This window comes from Actinoplanes sp. CA-030573 (genome assembly GCF_050951115.1).
In the GTDB taxonomy this organism is placed as follows: domain Bacteria; phylum Actinomycetota; class Actinomycetes; order Mycobacteriales; family Micromonosporaceae; genus Actinoplanes.
Genome location: NZ_CP192038.1, coordinates 2,508,921 through 2,530,496, shown reverse-complemented (window position 1 = coordinate 2,530,496; position 21,576 = coordinate 2,508,921). Strand labels below are relative to the sequence as shown.

Annotated in this window: 17 protein-coding genes; 9 read left to right on the top strand and 8 right to left on the bottom strand. The window is 73.7% G+C overall.

Going from position 1 to position 21,576, the window contains the following annotated elements:
• Positions 1–162: 162 nt before the first annotated feature.
• A complete protein-coding gene (locus ACQP2F_RS11775; protein WP_433303353.1) occupies positions 163–1,587 on the top strand; it encodes an FAD-dependent monooxygenase in 1,425 nt (474 codons plus the stop codon).
• A gap of 15 nt (positions 1,588–1,602) precedes the next feature.
• Here ACQP2F_RS11775 and ACQP2F_RS11770 read toward each other — a convergent pair whose 3' ends face one another.
• Positions 1,603–3,393, bottom strand: a complete 1,791-nt coding sequence (locus tag ACQP2F_RS11770; protein WP_433303351.1) for a flavin-containing monooxygenase — start codon at positions 3,391–3,393, stop codon at positions 1,603–1,605.
• A gap of 75 nt (positions 3,394–3,468) precedes the next feature.
• Here ACQP2F_RS11770 and ACQP2F_RS11765 point away from each other — a divergent pair, with 75 nt between their 5' ends.
• Positions 3,469–4,698, top strand: coding sequence for a GAF domain-containing protein (locus ACQP2F_RS11765; protein WP_433303349.1), 1,230 nt, complete (start codon positions 3,469–3,471; stop codon positions 4,696–4,698).
• A gap of 13 nt (positions 4,699–4,711) precedes the next feature.
• Positions 4,712–5,593, top strand: a complete 882-nt coding sequence (locus ACQP2F_RS11760; RefSeq protein WP_433303347.1) for a fructosamine kinase family protein — start codon at positions 4,712–4,714, stop codon at positions 5,591–5,593.
• On the opposite strand, the gene ACQP2F_RS11755 is transcribed toward ACQP2F_RS11760, so the two are convergent.
• Positions 5,556–6,035, bottom strand: a complete 480-nt coding sequence (locus ACQP2F_RS11755) for an NUDIX domain-containing protein (RefSeq protein ID WP_433303345.1) — start codon at positions 6,033–6,035, stop codon at positions 5,556–5,558. The two genes, ACQP2F_RS11760 and ACQP2F_RS11755, sit on opposite strands and share 38 nt — an antisense overlap.
• Positions 6,036–6,101: 66 nt before the next feature.
• On the opposite strand from ACQP2F_RS11755, the gene ACQP2F_RS11750 reads away from it, so the two are divergent.
• From ACQP2F_RS11750 to ACQP2F_RS11740, 3 genes are all read left to right on the top strand, one after another.
• A complete protein-coding gene (locus ACQP2F_RS11750) occupies positions 6,102–6,296 on the top strand; it encodes a hypothetical protein (protein WP_433303343.1) in 195 nt (64 codons plus the stop codon).
• Positions 6,297–6,342: 46 nt separating this feature from the next.
• Complete coding sequence (locus tag ACQP2F_RS11745) at positions 6,343–7,146, top strand: hypothetical protein (RefSeq protein ID WP_433303341.1); 804 nt, start codon at positions 6,343–6,345, stop codon at positions 7,144–7,146.
• A gap of 321 nt (positions 7,147–7,467) precedes the next feature.
• Positions 7,468–8,271, top strand: a complete 804-nt coding sequence (locus tag ACQP2F_RS11740; protein WP_433303339.1) for an Fpg/Nei family DNA glycosylase — start codon at positions 7,468–7,470, stop codon at positions 8,269–8,271.
• 11 nt (positions 8,272–8,282) lie between these two features.
• On the opposite strand, the gene ACQP2F_RS11735 is transcribed toward ACQP2F_RS11740, so the two are convergent.
• The 4 genes from ACQP2F_RS11735 to ACQP2F_RS11720 all read right to left on the bottom strand — a co-directional run bounded on the left by ACQP2F_RS11735 (position 8,283) and on the right by ACQP2F_RS11720 (position 11,910).
• A complete protein-coding gene (locus ACQP2F_RS11735) occupies positions 8,283–9,671 on the bottom strand; it encodes an amino acid permease (RefSeq protein ID WP_433303337.1) in 1,389 nt (462 codons plus the stop codon).
• A 10-nt stretch (positions 9,672–9,681) separates the two neighbouring features.
• Entirely contained in the window at positions 9,682–10,602 is a 921-nt protein-coding gene (locus tag ACQP2F_RS11730; RefSeq protein WP_433303335.1) for a uridine kinase family protein, read from the bottom strand.
• A gap of 235 nt (positions 10,603–10,837) precedes the next feature.
• Positions 10,838–11,161, bottom strand: a complete 324-nt coding sequence (locus tag ACQP2F_RS11725) for a hypothetical protein (protein ID WP_433303334.1) — start codon at positions 11,159–11,161, stop codon at positions 10,838–10,840.
• 95 nt (positions 11,162–11,256) lie between these two features.
• Positions 11,257–11,910, bottom strand: a complete 654-nt coding sequence (locus tag ACQP2F_RS11720) for a helix-turn-helix transcriptional regulator (RefSeq protein ID WP_433303332.1) — start codon at positions 11,908–11,910, stop codon at positions 11,257–11,259.
• 83 nt (positions 11,911–11,993) lie between these two features.
• On the opposite strand from ACQP2F_RS11720, the gene ACQP2F_RS11715 reads away from it, so the two are divergent.
• Positions 11,994–12,389 carry a hypothetical protein gene (locus ACQP2F_RS11715; RefSeq protein WP_433303330.1) on the top strand — a complete coding sequence of 132 codons (396 nt, stop codon included), beginning with the start codon at positions 11,994–11,996 and terminating at the stop codon, positions 12,387–12,389.
• A gap of 3 nt (positions 12,390–12,392) precedes the next feature.
• Here ACQP2F_RS11715 and ACQP2F_RS11710 read toward each other — a convergent pair whose 3' ends face one another.
• Positions 12,393–17,726: a diguanylate cyclase gene (locus ACQP2F_RS11710; RefSeq protein WP_433303328.1), complete on the bottom strand. Its 5,334-nt coding sequence runs from the start codon at positions 17,724–17,726 to the stop codon at positions 12,393–12,395.
• A 270-nt stretch (positions 17,727–17,996) separates the two neighbouring features.
• Here ACQP2F_RS11710 and ACQP2F_RS11705 point away from each other — a divergent pair, with 270 nt between their 5' ends.
• Positions 17,997–18,926, top strand: a complete 930-nt coding sequence (locus tag ACQP2F_RS11705; RefSeq protein ID WP_433303327.1) for a TIGR03619 family F420-dependent LLM class oxidoreductase — start codon at positions 17,997–17,999, stop codon at positions 18,924–18,926.
• Positions 18,927–19,078: 152 nt separating this feature from the next.
• Positions 19,079–20,035, top strand: coding sequence for a DUF389 domain-containing protein (locus tag ACQP2F_RS11700; protein ID WP_433303325.1), 957 nt, complete (start codon positions 19,079–19,081; stop codon positions 20,033–20,035).
• Here the strand turns inward: ACQP2F_RS11700 and ACQP2F_RS11695 are convergent.
• Positions 20,013–21,542, bottom strand: coding sequence for a phospholipase D-like domain-containing protein (locus tag ACQP2F_RS11695; RefSeq protein WP_433303322.1), 1,530 nt, complete (start codon positions 21,540–21,542; stop codon positions 20,013–20,015). The two genes, ACQP2F_RS11700 and ACQP2F_RS11695, sit on opposite strands and share 23 nt — an antisense overlap.
• Positions 21,543–21,576 lie beyond the last annotated feature (34 nt).

Sequence of the window (21,576 nt, the reverse complement as noted above, 5' to 3'; positions counted from 1 at the left end):
GCGGACGCCCGGCCGGTAACTTGCACCTGACCGTGACACCGCCCGAAGGAGGTGAGACCCATGACTGCTGCATCGACGTGGGTGCTCCCCCTGCCCGTCACGGTCGGGCGATCGGCCTAGGTGTCGCCGGGAGCGCCGCAGGCACTCCCGGAAGGCAACACCATGTTTGACGTGATCATCGCCGGGTGCGGGCCGGCCGGCGCGATGCTGGCCGCTGAGCTGCGGCTGCACGACGTGCGCGTGCTCGTGCTGGAGCAGGAGACCGAGCCCGTCTCGTACGCGCGGATCGTGGGTCTGCATATTCGCAGCCTGGAGCTGATGGCGATGCGCGGGCTGCTGGACCGCATTGTCGAGAACGGCAGGAAACGGCCGGCCGCCGGGTTGTTCGCCGCCATCGACAAGCCGGTGCCGACGGGGCTGGATTCGACGTACGCCTATCTCGTGGGAATTCCGCAGCCGGTGATCGTCGATCTGCTCGAAAAGCACGCGGCCGAACGCGGAGCGCAGATTCGGCGCGGTGTCGCGGTGACCGGTTTCGAGCAGGACGACGACGGCGTCACCGTCGAGGCGGCCGTCGAGGCGGCCGGCGGGGCGGCCGGCGGGGAACGGCTGCGGGCGCGCTTTCTCGTCGGTTGCGACGGCGCGCGCAGCACGGTGCGCAAACTGCTCGGCGTCGGCTTCCCGGGCGAGCCGTCCCGCAACGACACGTTGATGGGCGAGATGGCCCTGGCCGTACCGCCGGAAGAAGTCAGGGTGAGCGACAAGCGTTTCAGCATCCGGCCCGCGGGCGCCGAGGTCTACCGCGTCGTGGTCCCCGCCGCCGAGGCGAGCGAGCGCGCGGAACCGCCCACCCTCGAGGATTTCCGGCGCGAGTTGCGCGCGATCGCCGGAACCGACTTCGGCGTCCATTCCCCCCGCTGGATGTCCCGCTTCGGCGACGCCACCCGGCTGGCCGACCGTTACCGGGCCGGGCGCGTGCTACTGGCCGGCGACGCCGCCCACATCCATCCACCCGCCGGCGGGCAAGGCCTCAACCTGGGCGTCCAGGATGCCGTCAACCTCGGCTGGAAGCTCGCCGCCGAGGTCCGCGGCTGGGCGCCGGGCACGCTGCTCGACACCTACCAGGCCGAGCGTCGGCCGGTGGCGGCCGAGGTGCTGGAGAACACCCGCGCCCAGGTCGAGCTGCTCTCCGCCGAACCGGGCCCGCGGGCCGTACGCCGGCTGCTCGGCGAGCTGATGGACTTCGACGAGGTCAACCGCTATCTGATCGAGAAGATCACGGCGATCGGCATCCGCTACGACTTCGGCGCGGGGCCTGACCTGCTCGGCCGGCGTCTGCCCGATCTCGAGACCAAACAGGGTCAGCTGTACGGCCTGATGCGCGCCGGCCGCGGCCTGCTGCTGGACCGCACCGAGCGTCTGACCGCCGGGGGCTGGGCGGACCGGATCGACTACCTGGCCGATCCGGCCGCGGCCCTGGACGCGCCGTGCGTCCTGCTGCGCCCGGACGGCCACGTCGCCTGGCTCGGCGATGACCAGCGCGATCTGGACGATCATCTCGCCCGCTGGTTCGGGGAGCCGCGCTGAAGGCGAGCCGGAGACTCAGCCCCGGTGATGCGTCTCGGCCAGCCGGTACACCGGGGTCGGCAAGCCCTCGTACCGCGCCTTCAACTGCAGTGCCAGGTAGAGCGAGTAATGCCGCGACTGATGCAGGTTCCCGCCGTGGAACCACAGGTTCTCCTGCCGGGTCGGCTTCCACATGTTGCGCTGCTCGCCCTCCCACGGCCCGGGGTCCTTCGGCGTGTCCGAGCCCAGCCCCCACACCTTGCCGACCTTGTCCGCGGTCTCCTGGTCGACGATGTCGGCGACCCAGCCGTTCATCGAGCCGTAGCCGGTGGCGTAGACGACCAGGTCGGCCGGCAGCGTGGTGCCGTCGTCGAGCACCACCGCGTCCTCGGTCAGGTGGTCGACCTGGCCCTGCGCCAGCTTGACCCGCCCGTCGGCGACCAGATCGGCCGCGCCCACGTCGATGTAGTAGCCGGAGCCGCGTCGCAGGTACTTCATGAACAGGCCGGATCCGTCCGAGCCCCAGTCGTGCCGGAAGCCGGCCTTCTCGAGCCGCGCGTAGAAGTCCGCGTCCCGGGACGCCATCTCCGCATAGAGCGGGATCTGAAACTCATGCATGATCCGGTACGGGATGGAGGCGAAGATCATGTCGGCCCGGTCGGTCGTGACACCGGCCGCCACGGCCCGTTCCGAGTAGAGGTCGCCGAGCCCGACGTCCATCAGCGTCGCCGACTTGACGATGTGCGTGGACGACCGCTGGACCATGGTCACGTCGGCGTCGTTCTCCCAGAGCGACCCGCAGATGTCGAAGGCCGAGTTGTTCGACCCGACCACGACGACCCGCTTGCCCCGGTACGCCTCCGGCCCCGGGTGCTCGCTGGAGTGCTGCTGCTCCCCGCGGAAGATGTCCTGCCCCGGAAAGACCGGCTTGTTCGGCTTACCGGACATCCCGGTCGCGAAGACCACGTGCACCGGATTCAGCTCGACCGTGTCGCCGTCCCGTTCGACGGTCACCCGCCAGGCGCCCGCCGAAGGATCGAACGCTGCCGAGCGTACGGTCGATCGGGTCCAGTAAGGCACCTCCATGACCCGCGTGTACATCTCCAGCCAGTCCCCGATCTTGTCCTTCGGGGAGAAGACCGGCCAGTTGGCGGGAAATGGCAGGTACGGCAGGTGGTCGTACCAGACCGGGTCGTGCAGGCAGAGGCTCTTGTAACGCTTGCGCCACTGATCGCCGGGCCGCTCGTGCTTGTCGACGACCAGCGCCGGCACCCCCAGCTGGCGGAGGCGAGCACCGAGCGCGATGCCGCCCTGACCACCACCGATCACCACGACGTACGGCTGCTGCTCGCGCCCGAGCGAGGCCGCCTCCGCCGCCCGGCGCTCCTTCCACGACAGCCGTCCCTTGCTCAGCGCGTGCTCGACGCCCTGCGGCCGCCGCGTCCCCTGGCTCTCCTCGAAGCCCTTGAGCTCGCGCAGCGTGGTCAGCAGCGTCCACGCGCCCTCGGGCTTGAGCCGCAGGTGGCCGGTGCCGCGCCCGGTCGTGGTCTCGAAGCGGATCCAGGCGTCGACCACGCCGTCGGCCTCGGTGGGCTCGTCGGTGAGCTCGAAGCCTTGTGGGCCGGCCTGGTCGAGGGTCGCGGAGAGCAGGTCCGCGACGCCCGCGCGGCCCTCGACGGTGGTGATGTTCCAGGTGAAGGCGACCAGGTCGCGCCAGAAGCTGTCCGGGGCGAACAGCGCGGCCGCGGCGTCCACATCGCGGGCCCGCAACGCGGACTCGAACGAGGTCAGCCACTCTTCGGCTCGCTGTCGTGGGGATGTAGTCATGGCGCCAGCAAACCGGCACCTCGACGCTGCGCAACAGGGTTGCAACACATTGCACATCCGCGCCTATGCTCAGGCGTGGGCGACGGCGTGGGTTTCGGCGTTGGTTTCGGCGTGGGTTTCGGCGTGGGCGAGGGCGGCTACAGCGCCGTGCGCCCTGGCACCGACCTCTCCCGGTACGCCCGTGACCTGCTCCGGGTGCACGACGCGGTGCTGGCCGGCGACCGTCCGCCGCACCGCCCCCGCGCGCTGGTCGAGCGCTCGTGGACGCGGGTGCTCGGGCTCGGCCTCGACCCGTCCCGCGCCAACGCCCGCGACCCCGTACCGCCCGGCGAGCTCGAGCGCCGACGCCGCGCCTCCGGCCTCGCCCCGGTCGCCGCCGACCTGCTGCGGATCGCCCAGGACGCCGCGTTCCTGCTGGTCGTCACCGACGCCGACGGGCGCATCCTGTGGCGGGCCGGTCCCACGTCCCTGCGGCACCGGGCCGACGCGCTCGGCTTCGGCGAGGGCGCGCTGTGGACCGAGGCCGCCGTCGGCACCAACGCGATCGGTACCGCCCTGGTCGAGGCCGCGCCCGTCCAGCTGTTCTCGGCCGAGCACTTCGAGCAGGCCCAGCACGCCTGGTACTGCTCGGCCCACCCGGTGCACGACCCGCGCACCGGCGACCTGCTCGGCATCGTCGACGTCAGCGGCCCCGCGCTCACCCTGCACCCGGCGATCGGCGCGCTGGTCGAGACCGGCGTCCGCCTGGCCGAGGCGCAGCTGTGGCGGCACCACGCCGACCGCCTGGACCGCCTGCGCCGCTCGGCCGCGCACGTCACCGGCACCGCCCGGGGCCCGCTCCTGATCGTCGACGACCACGGCTGGGTGGCCCACGCGTCCGGCGTGTCGGCCCGCGACCGGATCGGCGCCCCACGCGAGGGCGTCCCGCTCGGCGTTCCCGGCCTGGGTCTCTGCCGGGCCGAGCGCCTGCCCGAGGGGTGGCTGGTCCGCCCGGCCGGCCCGCACACCGCGATCACCGCGACCCTCGATCTCACGGCCGACCCGATCCTGGAGGTACGTGGTGAGGGCGACCCGTGGCGCACCCCGCTGACCCGCCGCCACGCCGACATCCTGGCCTTGTTGCACAGTTGCGGCCCCGGCGGGCTCACGGCCGGTCAGATCAGCCATTTCCTGTACGGCGATGCCGCCCACGTGGTGACCGTGCGGGCCGAGATAAGCCGCCTGCGCCGCACCGTCGGCGCCCTGGTCGCCACCAACCCGTACCGCCTGGCCGCCGGGGTGACCCTTTCGGTCGTCCGCGTGTGATGTGATCCAGCGCGTGACGCAAGCGGCGACGTTCCTGCGGGAGCGCCTTCATCGAGCCGGGATCGGCGATGTCCGGTCGGTGACCCCCGCGACGGGTGGCCTGGCCGCGCTCGCCGGCATCGCCACCCGCCGGGACGCGCCGCCGTTGTTCGTCAAGGCTTTCGCCGACCCGCCCGACGACGACGTCTTCGCCGCCGAGGCCGAGGGGCTGACCGCGCTGCGCGAGCTCGGCGGGATGGCGACCCCGGAGGTGATCCGCGCCGACCGGGAGCTGCTGGTGCTGTCGGTCCTGCGGCCGCGGCCCGCCGACGAGAGCTTCTGGGAGAAGTTCGCCCACGCGCTCGCCCACCAGCACCGCAGCACGATCCACCCGCGGTTCGGCTGGCACCGCGACAACTGGCTGGGCCGCCGCCGGCAGACCAACGCCTGGACCGGCGACGGCTTCGCCTTCTTCGCCGAGCACCGCCTCCTGCGCTGGCTCGGCGAACCGCGCGTCGACGCCGCCCTGGACGCCGCCGACCGCGCCGCCCTGGAGCGGCTGTGCCACCGGCTGCCCGAGCTGCTGCCGGCGCGCCCGGCCTGCCTGACCCACGGCGACCTGTGGAGCCAGAACCTGATGGCCACGCCGGACGGCCGTCCCGCGCTGATCGACCCGGCCGTGTCGTACACGTGGGCCGAGGTCGACCTCGCGCACGTGTGGACCACCGCGCCGCCGCCCGAGGCCCACCGGTTCTTCGCGCTCTACGCCGAGCTGACCGCCCTGGACCCCGGCTGGCCGGCCCGGATGCCCCTCATCCAGCTGCGGCAGCACCTGGCCGTGCTGGCCCAGTTCGACGACGACTGGGGAGCGGCCGACATCATCCGCGCGACGCTGGCGCCGTTCCGCACGCGCTAGGTCCTGTCCCGTGGCTCACGCGGGGCTGCGGCGAGGTCACGGCGGTCAGCATCGCCAGGTACGACTCGTGGGCGAGACGCAGGCCGCCGAGGTCCGCCGTCCGGAACCAGCCCATCGCGTCGTGCTCCTCCGGAGCGGCGTTGACGGGTGTTCCAGTCCACTTCTCGACCAACCAGATCCGCATGTGGACCAGCCCGGTCCGGAACTCGTGCAGCGGCGGCCCGGCCGGCTCCGGCGCCGTGATACCCAGCTCCTCCCGGAGCTCCCGGACCAGGCTCGCCTCCGGCTTCTCCCCCTCCTCGACATGACCGCCCGGCAGGTCCCAGACGTCGGGGTTATGACGGCGCCCGGGGCTGCGGTGACACAGCAGCACCCGGTCGCCGTCGCGGAGAACGGCGGTCACGATCCGGACCCGGCCGGAGTCGTCGGCGGAGATCGTCATCGGCCCATTCTGACGGTGTACGCCCCGGCTTGCGTTTGGGTGGGTCGTGGGCGGGAAGCCAGAGACATGCCCAAATCCGGACCGGATGCGGCCGCCGGGAGTGACCTCCGGCCGCTCGGCGACCCCGATGACCAGACCGGCGACTTCGCCGACGAGCACGAGCAGTTCGTCGTCGACGAGCCCGGCGACGAATCCGGCGGCAAAGAGACGGAGAGCCCGGGCGACTACGCCGGCGGCCTCGACCGCGAGGGCCCGCCGTAGGGCCGCGCCGGCGGTCCGGGTGCGTGGCGGTGTGCTGAACTAGGGCATGCAGATTCGTCCGGCCGAGCTGGCGGCGATCCGGGCCGGCGACATCGACGTGGCGTTCCGCCGCTGGGACCGGCCCCGGGTCCGGGTCGGCACCCGGATGCGCACCGCGGTCGGGCTGGTCGAGGTCACGTCGCTCGACCGCGTGGCGGTGAGCTCGCTGTCGGCCGCCGACGCCCGCCGGGCCGGCGCGGCGTCGCTGGCCGCGCTCCGGCAGGGGCTGGACCGGGTGCGCCCCGACCGGCCGGTGTACCGGATCGGGTTGCGGTACGCGGGCGCGGACCCGCGGCAGGCGTTGCGGGAGTCGATCCCCGACCCGGCGGAGATCGACGAGATCATCCGGTGGCTCGATCGGCTCGACCGCGCCTCGGCGACCGGGCCGTGGACCCGGGCGACGCTGCTGCTGATCGACGAGCTGCCGGCGGTCCGGGCGCCGGACCTCGCGCAGCGGATGGGGCGGGACACGCCGGCGTTCAAGCAGAACGTGCGCAAGCTCAAGGAGCGCGGCCTGACCGAGTCGCTCGACATCGGCTACCGCCTCTCGGCGCGCGGCGCCGCCGTCCTCGACCACGAGGGCCACCGCCGGCCGGTTCCCCGGGGGCCGGCGCCCGAGCCGGGCATCCCGCTGCCGCACCTGGGCGCGGCCGCGCCCCGGGCGCTCACCGCGCGCGGCGCGGTCAGCTCGGAGCGGGTCGCCGAGCTCAGCGAGGCCGAGGTGCGGGCGCTGCACGGCGTCGGGCCCTACGCTCTCCAGCATCTGCGAGCGGCGATGGACGCGGCTGGGCTGGCGTTCCGGGCCGATTAGCGGCTCGGCTTCGGCACCCCGGTGCTCTCCGTAACGACGCCGTGGGCCCGCCGGTGCGCTGCCGGCCGCCGCTGGGCCCGCCGGGCCGCCGTGGAACCCGCCGGCCCGCTGCCGGGCCGCCGAGGTGCCCGCCGACCCGCTGCCGGGCCGCCGAGGTGCCCGCCGACCCGCTGCCGGGCCGCCGTGGGGCCCGCCGGCGCGCCGCGGGAGGTCGGCTCGCGGGCGGCACCGGCTCCGTGGCGCGGCGCCGGATAGAGTCCTGGCAAGATCCCCGCCGCCGGCCGCACGGGCGCCGCCGGCCCCACGCGCCGGAGGAGGACGATGCCCGAGCTGCCGGAAGTCGAGTCGGCCCGGTCGGTCGTCGAGCGGGCGGCGCTGGGCCGCCCGATCGTGGAGGTCGACGACAGCGACGCGTACGTCTGCCGGCCGCACCGGCCCGGTGACATCCGCGCCGCGCTGGTCGGCCGGGAGCTGGTCGCCGCGCACCGGCGGGGCAAGAGCATGTGGTGCGAGACCTCCGGCGGCGGCCCGATCCTCGGCATTCACCTCGGCATGTCCGGAAAAATCGTGATTTCTGATGTGGACGGCACCGAGATCGACGGCGGGGACTACTGGGAGGGGCGCCGCGGGCCGGGCGACTACCGGTGGGCGCGGTTCACGGTGACGTTCGCGGACGGCGGGCGGATGATGCTGGTCGACCCCCGGCGGCTGGGCCGGATCCGGCTCGACCCGCCGGTGGAGGTCCTCGGTCCGGACGCGGCGACCATCACCGCCGCCGACTTCGCGCGGGCGGTCACCGGCGGGACGGCGCCGGTCAAGGCGCGGCTCATGGAACAGCACCGGATCGCCGGAATCGGCAACCTGCTCGCCGACGAGATCCTGTGGCAGGCCCGCGTCTACCCGGCCCGGCCCGGCGACGAGCTGACCCGGGCCGAGACGAAGCGGCTCTTCGCCGCCACCCGCGAGGCCGTGGGCGCCGCGCTGCGCGACGGCGGCGTGCACACGCTGACCATCGTGGCCCATCGGCACGCGGGCGGCCGGTGCCCGCGCGACGACGCCCCGATGACCCGCGGCGTCGTCGGCGGCCGGACGACCTGGTGGTGCACGCGCGAGCAGAAGCGCTGACCGGCGGCCGATCAGCGGTTCAAGGCGGAATGGCGGCGGCCGTAGAAGGCGTACACCAGGATGCCGAGCACGAACCAGACGGCGAACCGCAACCAGGTGACCGGGGAAAGGTACGTGATCAGCCAGAGCGAGAAGACCACACCGAGCGCGGGAACGACCGGCATGGCCGGCAGGCGGAACGCGCGCGGCAGCTCGGGACGCCGGTAGCGCAGCACGATCACCGCGACGCAGACGACCACGAAGGCGAGCAGGATGCCGATGTTGGTCAGCTCCGCCGCCTCCTCGATCGGCAGGAAGCCGGCGATCAGGGCCGACACCGCGCCGGCGATCCAGGTCACCCGGTGCGGCACCTGCCGGGCCGGGTGCAGGCCGGAGAACCAGGCCGGCAGCAGCCCGTCGCGGCTCATCGAGTACCAGACCCGGGTCACGCCGAGCATGAACGTGAACATCACGGTGAGGATGCCGATGATCGCGCCGACCGCGATGACGTCGGCCAGGCCGGAGAGCCCGACCGCGGCGAAGGCAGACGAGAAGCCGCTCTCCGGGTCGATCTCGGTGTAGTGCTGCATGCCGGTCAGGACCAGGCACGCCAGCACGTACAGGATCATGGAAATGACCAGCGACCAGATGATCGCCTTGGGCATGTGCCGCCGGGCGTCCTTGGACTCCTCGGCCGCGGTGCTCATCGCGTCGTAGCCGAAGACGGCGAAGAAGACCGTGGACGCGCCGGTGATCGCGCCGCCGATGCCGAACGGGAAGAACGGGTGGTAGTTCGCGGTGTCGATGTGGAAGGCGCCGACCACGATGACGAGCAGGACCACGGCGACCTTGATGGCCACGACGGCGGTCTCGGTGCGGGCCGCGGCGCGGATGCCCTGATTCAGCAGGTACGCGATGAGCAGGCACAACAGCATGGCGAAGAGATCCACCACATGGCCGTCGCCGGTCCCGGGCGCGCCGAGCACCCACTTCGGCAGGTGGATGCCGATGTCGTCGAGCAGGAACGAGAAGTAGCCGGAGATGCCGATCGCGACCACCGAGACGATCGCCGTGTACTCGAGCAGCAGATCCCACCCGATGAACCAGCCGACAACCTCCCCCAAAACCGCATATCCGTACGTGTACGCCGAGCCGGCCCGCGGAATCAGGCCGGCGAACTCGGCGTAGGAGAGGGCCGCACACGCCGAGGCCACGCCCGCGATCAGGAACGAGATGACGACGGCCGGCCCCGCGGTCTTGTTGGCCACCGCCCCGGCCAGCGCGAAGATGCCGGCGCCGATGATGCCGCCGACGCCGATCGCGGTCAGTTGGAAGAGCCCCAGCGACCGGTTCAGGCCGGCCGAGCCCTCGTCCGTGATGTCCTCGACCGGCTTGCGCCGGAAGAGCGCCGAAGTATCCATATCTATGGATCTAATCCGTCTCCCGCCGCGGCGCAACATCGGCGACGTGCCCGGCCGGCCCGTCGCTGACCACCACTTCCGTCGCGGGGTCGTGAGCCAGCGCCGACGCGGTGCCGACGATGAACCGCGCGCGCCGCCACGGCCGGTCACCGAGCAGGAAGGGCACCTCCTCCGCCTCCCACTCCTCCCAGTTGCGGTCGGCCTCCTCGGCGTCGCGCCCCTCCTCGGCCATGTCCCGCCGCACGCCCCGGCGTTTCGCCTCGGCGTAGTCGGACTGCACCCAGATCGCCACGTCGAGGTAGGGTGCGAGCGTTTCGCGGGAGACGCCGACGCCCTCGACGATCACGGTCGCCAGCCCCGCCGGCACCTCGATGTGCCCGTCGCGCCCGTCCCGCTCCCACCCCGGCGGCCGATAGCGAACCGCCCCACCGGCGCGCAGCGGTTCCAGAATCCCGTCGATCATCAGGTCGTCCCACCCGAACCGCGAGTGCGCCCAGGCCACGTCGTCGGAGTGCACAACAGCGGCCGCACCCAGAGCGCGCGCAAGCCGCCCGGCGAGCGTCGTCTTTCCACCCCCACCCCGCCCGTCGACCGCGATCACACGCGGCCGCCCGCCGGCGTCGCCACGCGGCCGCCCGCCGGCGACGTCACGCGGCCGCCCGCCCGCGACGTCACGCGGTTGGCCGCCGGCGACGTCACGCGGCTGGCCGCCTGAATCGTTATCTGGGCGGCCGTCCACGTTGCCCCACAGCCGGCCACCCGGATTCCCGCCCAGCCGCCCGTCCGAGGCTTCGGCCGCCCGGACCACGGAGCGGGCAAAGACCGGCAGAGGCTGGACTCGCCACGGCCCGGCCGCGGGCTCGCCCGGGCCAAGCTCGATGTCGCCGTTCGGTTCCACCGTGGCCCCACCGTCCCCGTCGGCATCCGTCACGTCTCGAGCGTGTCAGACTCTCCGCCCGCCCGCTGGGCGAGAGGGTGCGCCGGGCGAGCGAGGTCGGCCGCGCCGGTGAAGGAGAGCGGGCGGGCGCGTTCGGCGGGCAGGCGCGCCCAGCGGGCAGGCGCGCCCAGCGGGCAGGCGCGCCCAGCGGGCAGGCGCGCCCAGCGGGCAGGCGCGCCCAGCGGGCAGGCGCGCCCAGCGGGCAGGCGCGCTCAGCCGGCGGGCGCGCTCAGCGGGCGGCGCCGGCGTGGGTGAGCGCCTCGCGTGCCAGCGCCGACCAGGACAACGGGGACGGCTCGTCGAGTGTGAACCACTCCTTCATCGGCGTGCCCTTGTTGGCGTCGAAAGGGACGCCCGCGCCCGCCGCCACCAGCTCGCTCACCCGGGCCCTCGGCAACTTGACCACCAGGTGGCCGCGGACCAGCATGGCGAAGATCTTGCCGCGGAACTTCAGCGCCGCAGAGCCGAAGCCGCGCCCGGGGGCGGGCGGCGTGACGCCGTCGACGGCCGTCAGCTCGTCGACCAGATGCTCGAAACGCTCCTCCACCGACATGCGAGCACGCTAGCCCCACCCACCGACATTTTCCGCCGCGCGACCAGGCCCGCAGCAGCCGCCGCGCGATCAGGCCGGCAGCAGCCGCCGCGCGATCAGGCCGGCAGCAGCCGTACGCAGCACTGGCCGGGACGCGGGTCGAGCACGGCGCGGAACGGCGAGCCCTCCACCACGCCGCGCAGCAGGTCGAGGTTCACGTTGCAGACCAGCGACGTGTACTGCCGGGCCAGCCGGTGGAAAGGGCAGTTCCGCAACGTGATCGTGCCCGGCTCGGTGACGGACGGCTCGTACCCGGCGCCGGCCAGGGCCGCGTCGAGGTCGTCCGTCTCGGCGGCCCACGCGCGGCCGGACTCGTAGGCCGTTCGGTGCAGCACGTCCTGCACCGCCTCGCCGGAAGCGATCGACTCGGACACCGCGTCGGCGAGCAGGGAGCCGATCACGTCGTAATGGCGTTCCGGCACCGAGACCGCGACCTCGTCGCCGGCCCGCCGGTAGAGCTTGGCCGGCCGCCCGGCGCCGGGACCGCCGCGGCCGGGCGGGCGGCGGAACTCGAACTCGAGCAGGCCCTCCTCGGCCAGCCGGTCCAGGTGCATGGCGGCGATCCGGCGGGTCACGCCGAGCGCCTCGGCGGCGGCGTCGCGACTCACCGGCGCCTCGGCCCGGGACACCAGGTCGAAGACGGCCCTGCGCACGGGGTCGTCGAGCGCGGCCAGGGCGGCGAGACGGTCGGGCAGCGGGCGGACAGCCATGATCCGAGTGTAAAGCACCGGTCGCTTGACTTTAGAACGCGAGCTTTCTAGCGTACGGGAAACGGGCTTTTAGAAGGAGTGAGATGACCGTGGTGACCGAGACGCTCCGCACGAGCACCCCGACGCAGCAGGCATATCTGCTGCTCCGCACCGTTTTCACGGCGGCGCCGATCCTGTTCGGGCTGGACAAGTTCGTCAATCTGATGACCGACTGGCCGGGCTATCTGGCGCCGTGGGTCGATCACCTCGTCCCGGGCACGGCGCAGCAGTTCATGTACGTCGTCGGGGTGATCGAGATCGTGGCCGGCGTGCTCGTCGCCGTGCGGCCGCGGCTCGGCGCGCTCGTGGTCGCGCTGTGGCTGGCCGGCATCATCGGCAACCTGCTGATTCTCGGCGACTACTACGACGTGGCCCTGCGCGACTTCGGGCTGCTGGTCGGCGCCCTGGCCCTCAACCGGCTGGCGACGCCGGCCGGCTGACGCTCAGCCGACGCAGACGCGGTCGCGGCCGCTCTGTTTCGCCTGGTAGAGCGCCGCGTCCGCGCGGGCCAGCAGCTGCTGGAGATCCTGGTCGCCGTCGGGGGCGGCCAGGCCCACGCTGATCGTGACCGGCAGCGGGCCGGCGTCGGTCGGCACCGCCTGGCCCGACACCGCCCGGTGCAGCCGCTCGGCCAACTTTCCGGCCGGCATCGACGTCTGCGCGGTGACCACGGCGAACTCCTCGCCACCGTAGCGGCCGAGCACGTCGCCCGCGCCGAGCGTGTCCCGCAGCCGCCGGGCGACCATCCGGATGACCTCGTCGCCGACCGGGTGACCGTACGTGTCGTTGATGCGCTTGAAGTGGTCGATGTCCACCATGATCGCCGCCACCGGCCGGCCCTGCTCCCGGGCCGCGCCCACCCGCCGCCCGGCCTCGCCGAAGAAGTGGTTGCGGTTGAACAGCCCGGTCAGACCGTCGATCGTGGCCATCCGCCGCACCTGGCTGAAGAGCAGGGCATTCTCGTACGCGGTCATGCCCTGATCGGCGATGGCGGCGGCGATCTGGATCTGGGCCTCGGTCATCACGCCCTCGCCGGTCGCCCCGATCAGCAGGTAGCCGAACTGCTCCCCCCGCTGCGCCACCTGGTGGGCCCACCAGCAGCGCGGCGTCCCGAGCACGCCGCCAAACGGCGTCCGGTCCCCCGGGAAGACCGTGCGCGCCCGCGGTCCGGCCAGGTCGAGCAGGTCCGGCGGCGCCGACGGCAGCAGCGTGCCGACCGCCGCGGCGGCGCCGTGCGCGGCCGCGACCACCAGCCCCTCGTGGCCGACCCGGCTCAGCAGCACGGCCGTGTCGCCGCCGAGCGTGCGGGTGAGGCTGGCCAGCAGCCGGCGCATCACCTCGTCGGGGTCGAGCGACGAGCTCTGGTCGGCCATCGCCGCGCGCAGGGTCTCGGCCACGTTGCGCTGCCGGTGCGCGGCCTGCACCGCGACCTCGAGCTGGGCGGCCCGGGCGGTCTCCAGCGACACCGCGATGTGGTTGGTGATCGCCTTCAGGATGTCGACGTCGGCGCGGGTGAAGACGCCCTTCGCGATCCGGCTGTCCAGATAGACCAGGCCGCGCAGCTGGCCGCTGAACCGCAGCGGGGCGATCATGATGCTGCGCAGGCCGTGGACCTGCACGCTGTGCGAGCCGAGCGCCACGCCCTCCTCGCTGCCGGTCACCACCAGCGGCTCCCCCGAGTGCCGCACGCGGTCGACCAGCGTGGTGCTGTAACCGGTGAGCTCGCGGATGTCGTTGCCCTGCGCGTCGCGGCCGACGTGCGGGACCAGCTCGTTGCGGTCGCGGTCGAGCAGGAAGAGGTACGCCCGCTCGGCGCCGAGGATCCGCAGGGTCTCGTCGAGGGCGACCCGGGCCAGCGCGGTCGGGTCCAGCACCGTCGCCGACGCCAGGCTGACCTGCTGCAACGCCTCCAGCCGGCGCTGGTAGCGGCCGGGATCACCGCCCGGGGGCGGCGGCGAGACGGGCTCGTCGGTGAAGGTGATCGACCCCGGCTGCGTCGAGGAGTGCCGGCTCACCCGGAACTCGTCGCTGATCCAGCGCGACCGCTGCGGCCAATCCTGCTCGACGGCGATCATCTGGGCGAGCCGCGCCTGCTGCGCGGCGCCGGTGGGTTGCTCCAGGGCGAGCAGGGCGCGGGCTCTCACCCGGGCGGTCTCGTACGCGATGAGCGGCGCGTCGAGCGGGACGAGCTCGGCCTCGACGCCGCCGAGCGTGCGCAGCGCGTCGGCCGGCCGACCGGCCAGCACCTCGAGGTCGGCCCGGGCGACCAGGTGGAACGCGCGCAACGGCTTGGTGTCGGCCATCTTGGCCAGCCGGGCGACGGCGGCCTCGGCGGCGGCTCGTTCCTTGCCCGGGTCGGTCGCGGCCGGCGGCTTCTCGTGCCGGCCGGCCTCCACCGTGTCGTGCCGGCCGGCGTCCAGGGCGCCGCGGCAGCGGGCGAGCCGTCCCAGTGCCTCGTAGACGTAGTAGACGCGCTGCTCGGGGACCATCGCCCCGGGCTTGAGGCCGAGCGCCGCGAACTCGCTGGTGAGCCGCTCGAACGGCTCGTCCACGCGGCCCTGCTCGACCAGGGCGACCATCCGGGCGCCGTACAGGTTGATCAGTTGCAGGGGATTGTCGGGGTTGGCCCGCAGGAACCGGCGCAGCTCGTCGATGCGGGCCTCGGCCTCCTCGGGCCGTCCGCGCTGCGCCGCCAGCACCGCGCCGACCGCGCCGATCGCCGCGCCCTCGGCCTCCGCGCCCGGACCGAGGCGGGCCTGCCCGCGGCGGTACCAGGTCTCGGCCTCGGGCGTGCAGCCGCGCTTGAAGAACTGCATGGCCATGGTGGACACGCCGGTCAGGTAGTCGCCGAGCTCGAGCCAGCGCTCGTGGTCGACCAGCGCCCGGCTCCAGATCCGGCTCTCGTCGTCGTGACCGCCCAGGTACGCGCCGGCGCCGCGCTTCCACTCGACGAAGCCGACCAGCTCGGGGTCGCCGATCTCGGCCGCGACCTCGGCCGCCCGGTCGTAGAGGCGGGTTGCGAGCTTCCGCCGGCCGGCCACGTCGGCCACCACCCCGAGGCCGGCCATCTGCTGGGCGTACTCCCGGCCGGGACCGAGCCGGTTGATCGGGTAGAGCGCGCGCAGGCCCATGACCGCGCGCATGGCCCGGCGCATCCGCATCGACAGCGCCAGCGTCCCGATGTCGCAGAGGACGGCCTCGAGCCGATAGCGCTCGCGATCGCGGCCCTGGGCCGTGCCGAAGCCGATGCCGGTGCGGCCGACGAAGAGGCCGAGCAGCACCGACCAGATCGTGGTGAGGGCGAGCCCGATCCGGCCGCGGGGCAGCGGCGCGCCGAGCTCGGCGAGTCCCCGGCGGACCGCGTCGAAGGCGCGGTCCGGGTTCCACGCGCTGTTGTGGACCATCGCCTCCTGGGCCAGGATCTCGGCCCGGCCCAGCCGGTCGGGCTCGCCCCGCAGCGCCTGGTCGAGGTGCTGATGCGCCTCGGCGAACCGGCCCGAGCGGGCACAGCTGGTGCCGAGCGCGAGGAAGAAGTCGGGCGGCGGCGTGACCCCGGCGGCCGCGGCCGAGCGGGCGGCGACGTCGAGGAAGTCGCGGGCCTCGCGCGGCGCGTGCTCGGCCAGGGCGAGCCGGCCGGCCGCGAAGCCGCTGAAGTAGACCCGCTGCGGGCGGCGGGACGTCTCGCCGAGCGCGTAGTGGCGGGCGACGGCGTAGATGTAGCGGGGGTCGCCGGGCGCGGCCGCGTCGAGCACCTCGGCGATGCGCTGGTGCACCTCGCGCAGCGCGGGCTCGTCCAGGCCGAGCAGCAGCGCCTCGCGGATCCGGTCGTGCAGGAACCGGTAGCCGTCGCTGCCGGACGCGGTGACCAGCCGCCGCGACTCGGCCTCGGCCAGCAGGACGCGGGCCCGGCGCGGTTCCATCTCGCAGACGGCGGCGGCCAGCTCGGCCGGGAACCAGCGGCCACCGGCGGCGCCCGCGGCCAGCAGCCGGTGGCTCTCCGGGCCGAGGCCGTCGATGCGCTGCAGCACCAGGTCGACGGCGTCGCCGGTCAGCTCGAGGCGGTCGAGGTCGGCCAGGTCCAGCTGCCAGCCCTCCCACGAGGGCGTGACCAGGCCGGCGTCGAGGACGGCCCGCACGTACTCGCCGACCGTGAACGGGTTGCCGCCGGCCCGGGCCGCCAGCTCCTCGACGTGGCCGGCCGGCAGGCGTACGGCGCCCAGGTGCTCGGTGACCAGCTCCTCCACCGCGTCCTGATCGAGCGGGCCGAGCGGGATGCGGGTGTCCAGGGCGGCGTCCATATCGGCGCCGAACCGGTCGAGCGCGGCCAGGCTCGCCTCGTCGTCCCGGCTGGTGGCGATGACCAGCAGCGGCGTCACCGGCAGCCGGGCGGTCACCCGCTGCAGCACCCGGCGGGTCGGCTCGTCCAGCCACTGCACGTCGTCGATGTGCAGCACCGCCGCCTGGAACTCCTCGGCCAGTCCGATCAGGAACGCCCCGACCGCGCCGGCGAACTGCTCGTGGCGGTTGACCTCGCCGATGTCGGGCGCGTGCACGAGATCGGCGAGCAGCGGCGACAGGGTCCGCAACAGCGGGCCGCCGCGACCGGCCGCCCGGCGCAGCCGCTCGACCGCGCGGTCCCGGTCGGCCGGTGGCAGCCGCTCGACGGTCCGCAGGTACCGCTCGACGGCGCCGCGCAGGGGCGCCAGCGGCACCGGGTCGTCCGGGACGCACTTGCCGTACAGGATCAGATCGCCGTCGGAGGCCACCGCGTTGGTCAGCTCCCGCACCAGCCGGGTCTTGCCGGCGCCGGCCGGGCCCTCGACCACGACCGCTCCCCCGCCGCCGTCGCGGGCCCGCAGCCAGCGGTGGGCCAGCGTGACCACTTCCTCGTCCCGCCCGACCAGCCGGCGGGGTCCGCCCGGCTCGCCGTCCGACCGGCCGGCCGGCGCCACCGGGAACGCCGCGCCCGGCTCCGAGGCCAGCCGGCGCAGGTCGCCGAGCAGGCTCTCGCCGCTCTGGTAGCGGTCGTCGGGATCCTTGGCCATCAGCGTCGCGATGATCGCGGCCATCGTGGCGGTCAGCTCCGGCGCCAGCGTCCGCGCGTTCGGCACCGGCGCGGTGGCGTGCTTGCGGATGAGCTCGCCGGCGTCCTTCGAGTAGTACGGCAGCCGGCCGGTGACGCACTCGTAGAGCAGGACGCCCAGCGCGTAGAGGTCGGACCGCCCGTCGATCGGCCGCTTCAGCATGCCGGTCTGCTCGGGCGCGCTGTAGAGCAGCGTCCCGGCGACCCGGTCGCCCTGCGCGCCGCCGCGGGCCGCCAGCCCGAAGTCGATCAGCCGCGCGCCGCCGCCCGGCTCCACGATCACGTTGTCCGGCTTCACGTCCCGGTGCACGAGCCCGGCCCGGTGCGCCGCCGCCAGCGGCTCGACCAGATCGATCGCCAGCCGGATCGCGGCCGGCTCGTCCAGACGCCCGTTTCGAAGAGTTCTGGCCAGCGGGAAGCCGTCGATGTACTCCAGGATCAGGTAGGGCCCGGTGGACGTCTGGCCGACCTCGAAGATGCGGGGCAGCAGCGGGTGGCCGACCGAGCCGAGGAGGGCGGCCTCCCGGCGTACGGACGTCAGGGATTGCGCATCGGCCGAGGTCAGCACCTTGAGCGTGTAGTCGGCGCCGCGGCGCCGCACCCGATAGACGACCGTGTCGGCTCCGCGCCCGAGCTGCGAGATCACCTCGAGATCCGAGAGTGACCCCGCCGCCGTGCCGAAGATCGCGGTCAACGTGTCCTTCCATCAATGCGGGCTAATCGGAAGCTACGCCGCCATCCGACCGGATGCCACCGCCGCGCGGGCGGCAGAAGCATCCCTGTTCGGCCATGATCGGGTCAACCGCGGCGGCCGTGTCCGTCTGTCGACTGCGGCGTGCGACAAGCGCGGCGCAGGGTGGAGCGCGGCCGCCGCGCCGCCCGCGCGCCGTTGTGACCGTCGGCATAGGGCATTGTCGGGCGCGTCTGGTACCACCGGAGGTAGCCGAACGGGGGAGAACCGATCGTGGAACTGGGGATCGCACTGCCGACGTCCGGGCCGATGGCCTCGGTGGCGAACATCAAGCGGGTCGCAAAGGAGGCCGAAGACCTTCAATACGACGCCCTCTGGACATATGAGCGGCTGCTCCGGCCGATGGCCAAGATCATGCCGGGGCCGGACGGCGAGCTGCAGCGCATTCCGGAGGACTACCGGGAGACGTACGAGCCGCTCGAGACCCTCAGTTTTGTCGCCGGGACGACCGCGCGCATCAAGCTCGGCACCAGCATCATCGACGCCCTCTTCCACGCGCCGGTGGTGCTCGCCCGGCGCTATGCGACGCTCGACCAGTTCAGCGGCGGGCGGGTCATCGCCGGCATCGGGCAGGGCTGGATGCCGCAGGAGTTCGCCACCGCCAACGTGCCGCTCAAGCGCCGCGGAGCCGGCTTCGACGAGATGGTCGCGGCGATGCGGGCGTGCTGGGGACCGGATCCGGTGGAGTATCGCGGGCGGTTCTACGAGATCGAGGCGTCCGAGGTCAATCCCAAGCCGGTGCAGGCGCACGTGCCGATCATCATCGGCTCGAACGGCGAGGCGGGCATCAGACGCGCCGCGCGCATCGCCGACGGAATCAACCCCAATGCGTTCTCGTACGAGCAACTGGCCGCGGCCGTGACGACGTTCCACGACGCGGCGAAGGCCGAGGGACGCGACCCGGCCACGCTCACCGTCACCGCCCGGGCCAACGTGCCGATCACCGCCGGCCCGCTCGGCGACGGCCGCCCCTACCTGGGTGGCTCCCCGGCCGAGATCGCCGGCGACCTCGAGCGGCTGGCCGAGGCCGGCGTCGGTCATGTGCTCTTCTACAACCTCGCGCCGGACGGCGTCGACAACCACCTGCGGCTGATGGCCGACCTGCGCAACCGCGTCCCGGCGGCGCACCGGCCCGGCGCCTGACAGCCCGGCCGCCCCGGTCGCGGCCCGGCTGCCCCGGTCGCGGCCCGGCTCCCCCGGTCGCGGCCCCTCCTCCCCGGTCGCGGCCCGGCTCCCCCGGTCGCGGCCCCTCCTCCCCGGTCGCGGCCCGGCTCCACCGCCCGGCGCATGGTCCAATGGTCGCCGTGCTGCACCTGCGGATCATCAGCCCGGCCGACCGCACCGCCCGGGTCGAGCGGCTGCTCGCCGACGACGTGGCGGCGACCCACGTGGTGGTGTTCCCCGGCGTCGCCCGCGATCCGGCCGGCGACCTGATTACCTGCGACGTGGCCCGGGAGGGTGCCAGCGCGCTGCTGGGCCGGCTGCGCGGTCTCGGCCTGGAGCGGGACGGGTCGATCATGCTGGAGACGGTCGACGTGTCTCTGTCCCGCTCGGCCGACCGGGCCGAGCGCCGGGCGCCCGGCTTCGGCGTGGACGCGGTGGTGTGGGAGCAGATCGAGCAGGCCACCGGGGAGGAGTCGCGGCTGTCGGCGGCGTACCTCGTCTTCATGGCGGTGGCCACCGTGATCGCCGGCATCGGGGTGCTGCTCGACCAGCCGATCCTCATCGTCGGCGCGATGGTCGTGGGTCCCGAGTTCGGGCCGCTGGCCGCGCTCTGCGTCGGGCTCGTGCGCCGCCGGCCGCGGCTGGCCGGCCGGGCGCTGGGCGCGCTCGCCGTCGGTTTCCCGGTGGGCATGGCGGTCACCGTGCTCACCACCTGGCTGCTGGACGCGGCCGGGCTGGTCAGCAAGGACATGCTGCTCGCCGACCGGCCGCTGACCAGTTTCATCTGGCAGCCGGACGCGCTCAGCTGGGTGGTCGGCTTCCTGGCCGGCGTCGCCGGAATGCTGTCGCTGACCTCGGCCAAGGCCGGCACGCTGGTCGGCGTGCTGATCTCGGTGACCACGGTGCCGGCCGCCGCCAACGCCGCGGTCGCCCTGTCCTACGGCGTCACCGACGAGGCGGCCGGCTCGGCCGTGCAACTGCTCGTCAACGTGACCGCGATCGTGCTGGCCGGCGTGCTCACGCTGCTGGTGCAGCGCGTCGCCTGGCACCGGCCGGGGCGGCGGGTCACGGTGGACCCACGAGGGTGAGCACCGACTCGATCGGGTCGAAGCCGGCCGGCATGCCGGTGGTACGCCACGAGCCGGCCGGCGCGTCCGGGGGCAGCCACTCGGGACGGAACACGCCGAGGGCCAGGTCGAGGTCGTCGAGGTGCTTGCGGAGCTCGCCGGTCAGCGGTGTGCGCAGGTGCTCGGCCCAGAGGCGTACGCGCAGATCGCGTACCTCGTCGCCGGAGGTCACCATCGCCGCCGTGAGCTCGGTGTCCACCCCGGCCATCGACCGGCTGAACAGGTTCGCCGAGCCCACCGCCGCGAACTCGTCGTCGACGATGACGATCTTCGAATGCACCGTGAGGTGTTCGACGCGCCAGAGACCGACGTTGCGCCGCAGCTGCTGCGGCAGCGGGTCGAGGACCTTCTTCTGGAGATCGGCGTTGATCGTGGCGTTGATCAGCGGCGAGCCCTCGGCCGGGTCGCGGGAGCCCGAGCCGACCAGGATGACCTTCACGCCGCGGGCCGCCGCCGCCCGCAGGTGCGCGTACAGCTCGAACCGGTGGTCGCCGCCCGGGTACTCGCGGAAGTACTGGTCCTCCACGTAGACGTACCGCCGCGCCGCCCCGATCGCCTGCACCAGCGTCAGATAGACCTCGTGCACGCCCTCGGGCGCGACGTCGCTGTAGTGCCGGCGCTCCCACGGCAGCACCGAGTCGATGTACCAGGGCCCGACCGACCGCAGCACCTGGCAGGCCGAGCCGGGCGCCTCCCGGGCGGGCTGGGCCGGCGCCGGGCCGATCTCGTCGGTGAGGCCGGGCGGGTTGATCAGCGGCATGCCCTTGAGCGTCGGCCACAGGTACCGCCGCCGGGGCAGGTTCACCGCGCCGGTCCAGCGCATCCGCAGGACCCGCCAGACGTCGCCGGCGGCCGGTCCGCGCAGGATGGCGCCGGCGTCGTGCCAGCCCCAGCGGCCGCCGCGCACGGTCTGCCGCCGGTGCGGCGTCTCGTCGAACCGGTTGGCCGCGTAGTCGATCCCGCCGACCGCGGCGGTCAGCTCGTCGCCGCGCCGCACCAGGGTGATCTTCTGATGGTTGGAGCCGATGCCGGAGCCGGACCAGTCCAGCACGACCCGCTTGGCCAGCGGCGAGGGACCGGCCGCGGCCGTGCGCCAGTGCCGCAGCCGGTGGGCGGCGGCCACGTTCTGGTGGAACGGCCCGATCGTCGGCCGGGCGATGCTGCTGCTCACCACCGCGCCGGCCAGGATCACCCGGACGTCGACCCCGTTGCCGGCGAGCCGGGCCAGCAGGTCGCCGAGCGGCTGGTAGCCGGCCTCGCCCGGGCGCTTGCCGGTCAGGTCCATCTCCGGCTCCAGCTGCAGACCGCAGATGTACGCCGCATCGCCCGGCCCGAGCGACGTCAGCAGCTCGCGCATGCGCCCCATCCAGTGCCGGCCGTCGACCACGAGCTCGACCGACGAGTTCTCGCAGTGCGCGGTCACGGCCGGCGACAGATAGCGAGCGACGAGGTCGTCGAGCGGGGCCATGGCCGTGACTATATCGATCCCGATTCGCTGCTAA

Coding starts and splice junctions, on each gene's coding strand:
- ACQP2F_RS11775 (WP_433303353.1), top strand. CDS start 163: ATGTTTGACGTGATCATCGCCGGGTGCGGGCCGGCCGGCGCGATGCTG.
- ACQP2F_RS11770 (WP_433303351.1), bottom strand. CDS start 3,393: ATGACTACATCCCCACGACAGCGAGCCGAAGAGTGGCTGACCTCGTTC.
- ACQP2F_RS11755 (WP_433303345.1), bottom strand. CDS start 6,035: ATGACGATCTCCGCCGACGACTCCGGCCGGGTCCGGATCGTGACCGCC.
- ACQP2F_RS11750 (WP_433303343.1), top strand. CDS start 6,102: ATGCCCAAATCCGGACCGGATGCGGCCGCCGGGAGTGACCTCCGGCCG.
- ACQP2F_RS11745 (WP_433303341.1), top strand. CDS start 6,343: ATGCAGATTCGTCCGGCCGAGCTGGCGGCGATCCGGGCCGGCGACATC.
- ACQP2F_RS11740 (WP_433303339.1), top strand. CDS start 7,468: ATGCCCGAGCTGCCGGAAGTCGAGTCGGCCCGGTCGGTCGTCGAGCGG.
- ACQP2F_RS11735 (WP_433303337.1), bottom strand. CDS start 9,671: ATGGATACTTCGGCGCTCTTCCGGCGCAAGCCGGTCGAGGACATCACG.
- ACQP2F_RS11725 (WP_433303334.1), bottom strand. CDS start 11,161: ATGTCGGTGGAGGAGCGTTTCGAGCATCTGGTCGACGAGCTGACGGCC.
- ACQP2F_RS11720 (WP_433303332.1), bottom strand. CDS start 11,910: ATGGCTGTCCGCCCGCTGCCCGACCGTCTCGCCGCCCTGGCCGCGCTC.
- ACQP2F_RS11715 (WP_433303330.1), top strand. CDS start 11,994: ATGACCGTGGTGACCGAGACGCTCCGCACGAGCACCCCGACGCAGCAG.
- ACQP2F_RS11700 (WP_433303325.1), top strand. CDS start 19,079: ATGGTCGCCGTGCTGCACCTGCGGATCATCAGCCCGGCCGACCGCACC.
- ACQP2F_RS11695 (WP_433303322.1), bottom strand. CDS start 21,542: ATGGCCCCGCTCGACGACCTCGTCGCTCGCTATCTGTCGCCGGCCGTG.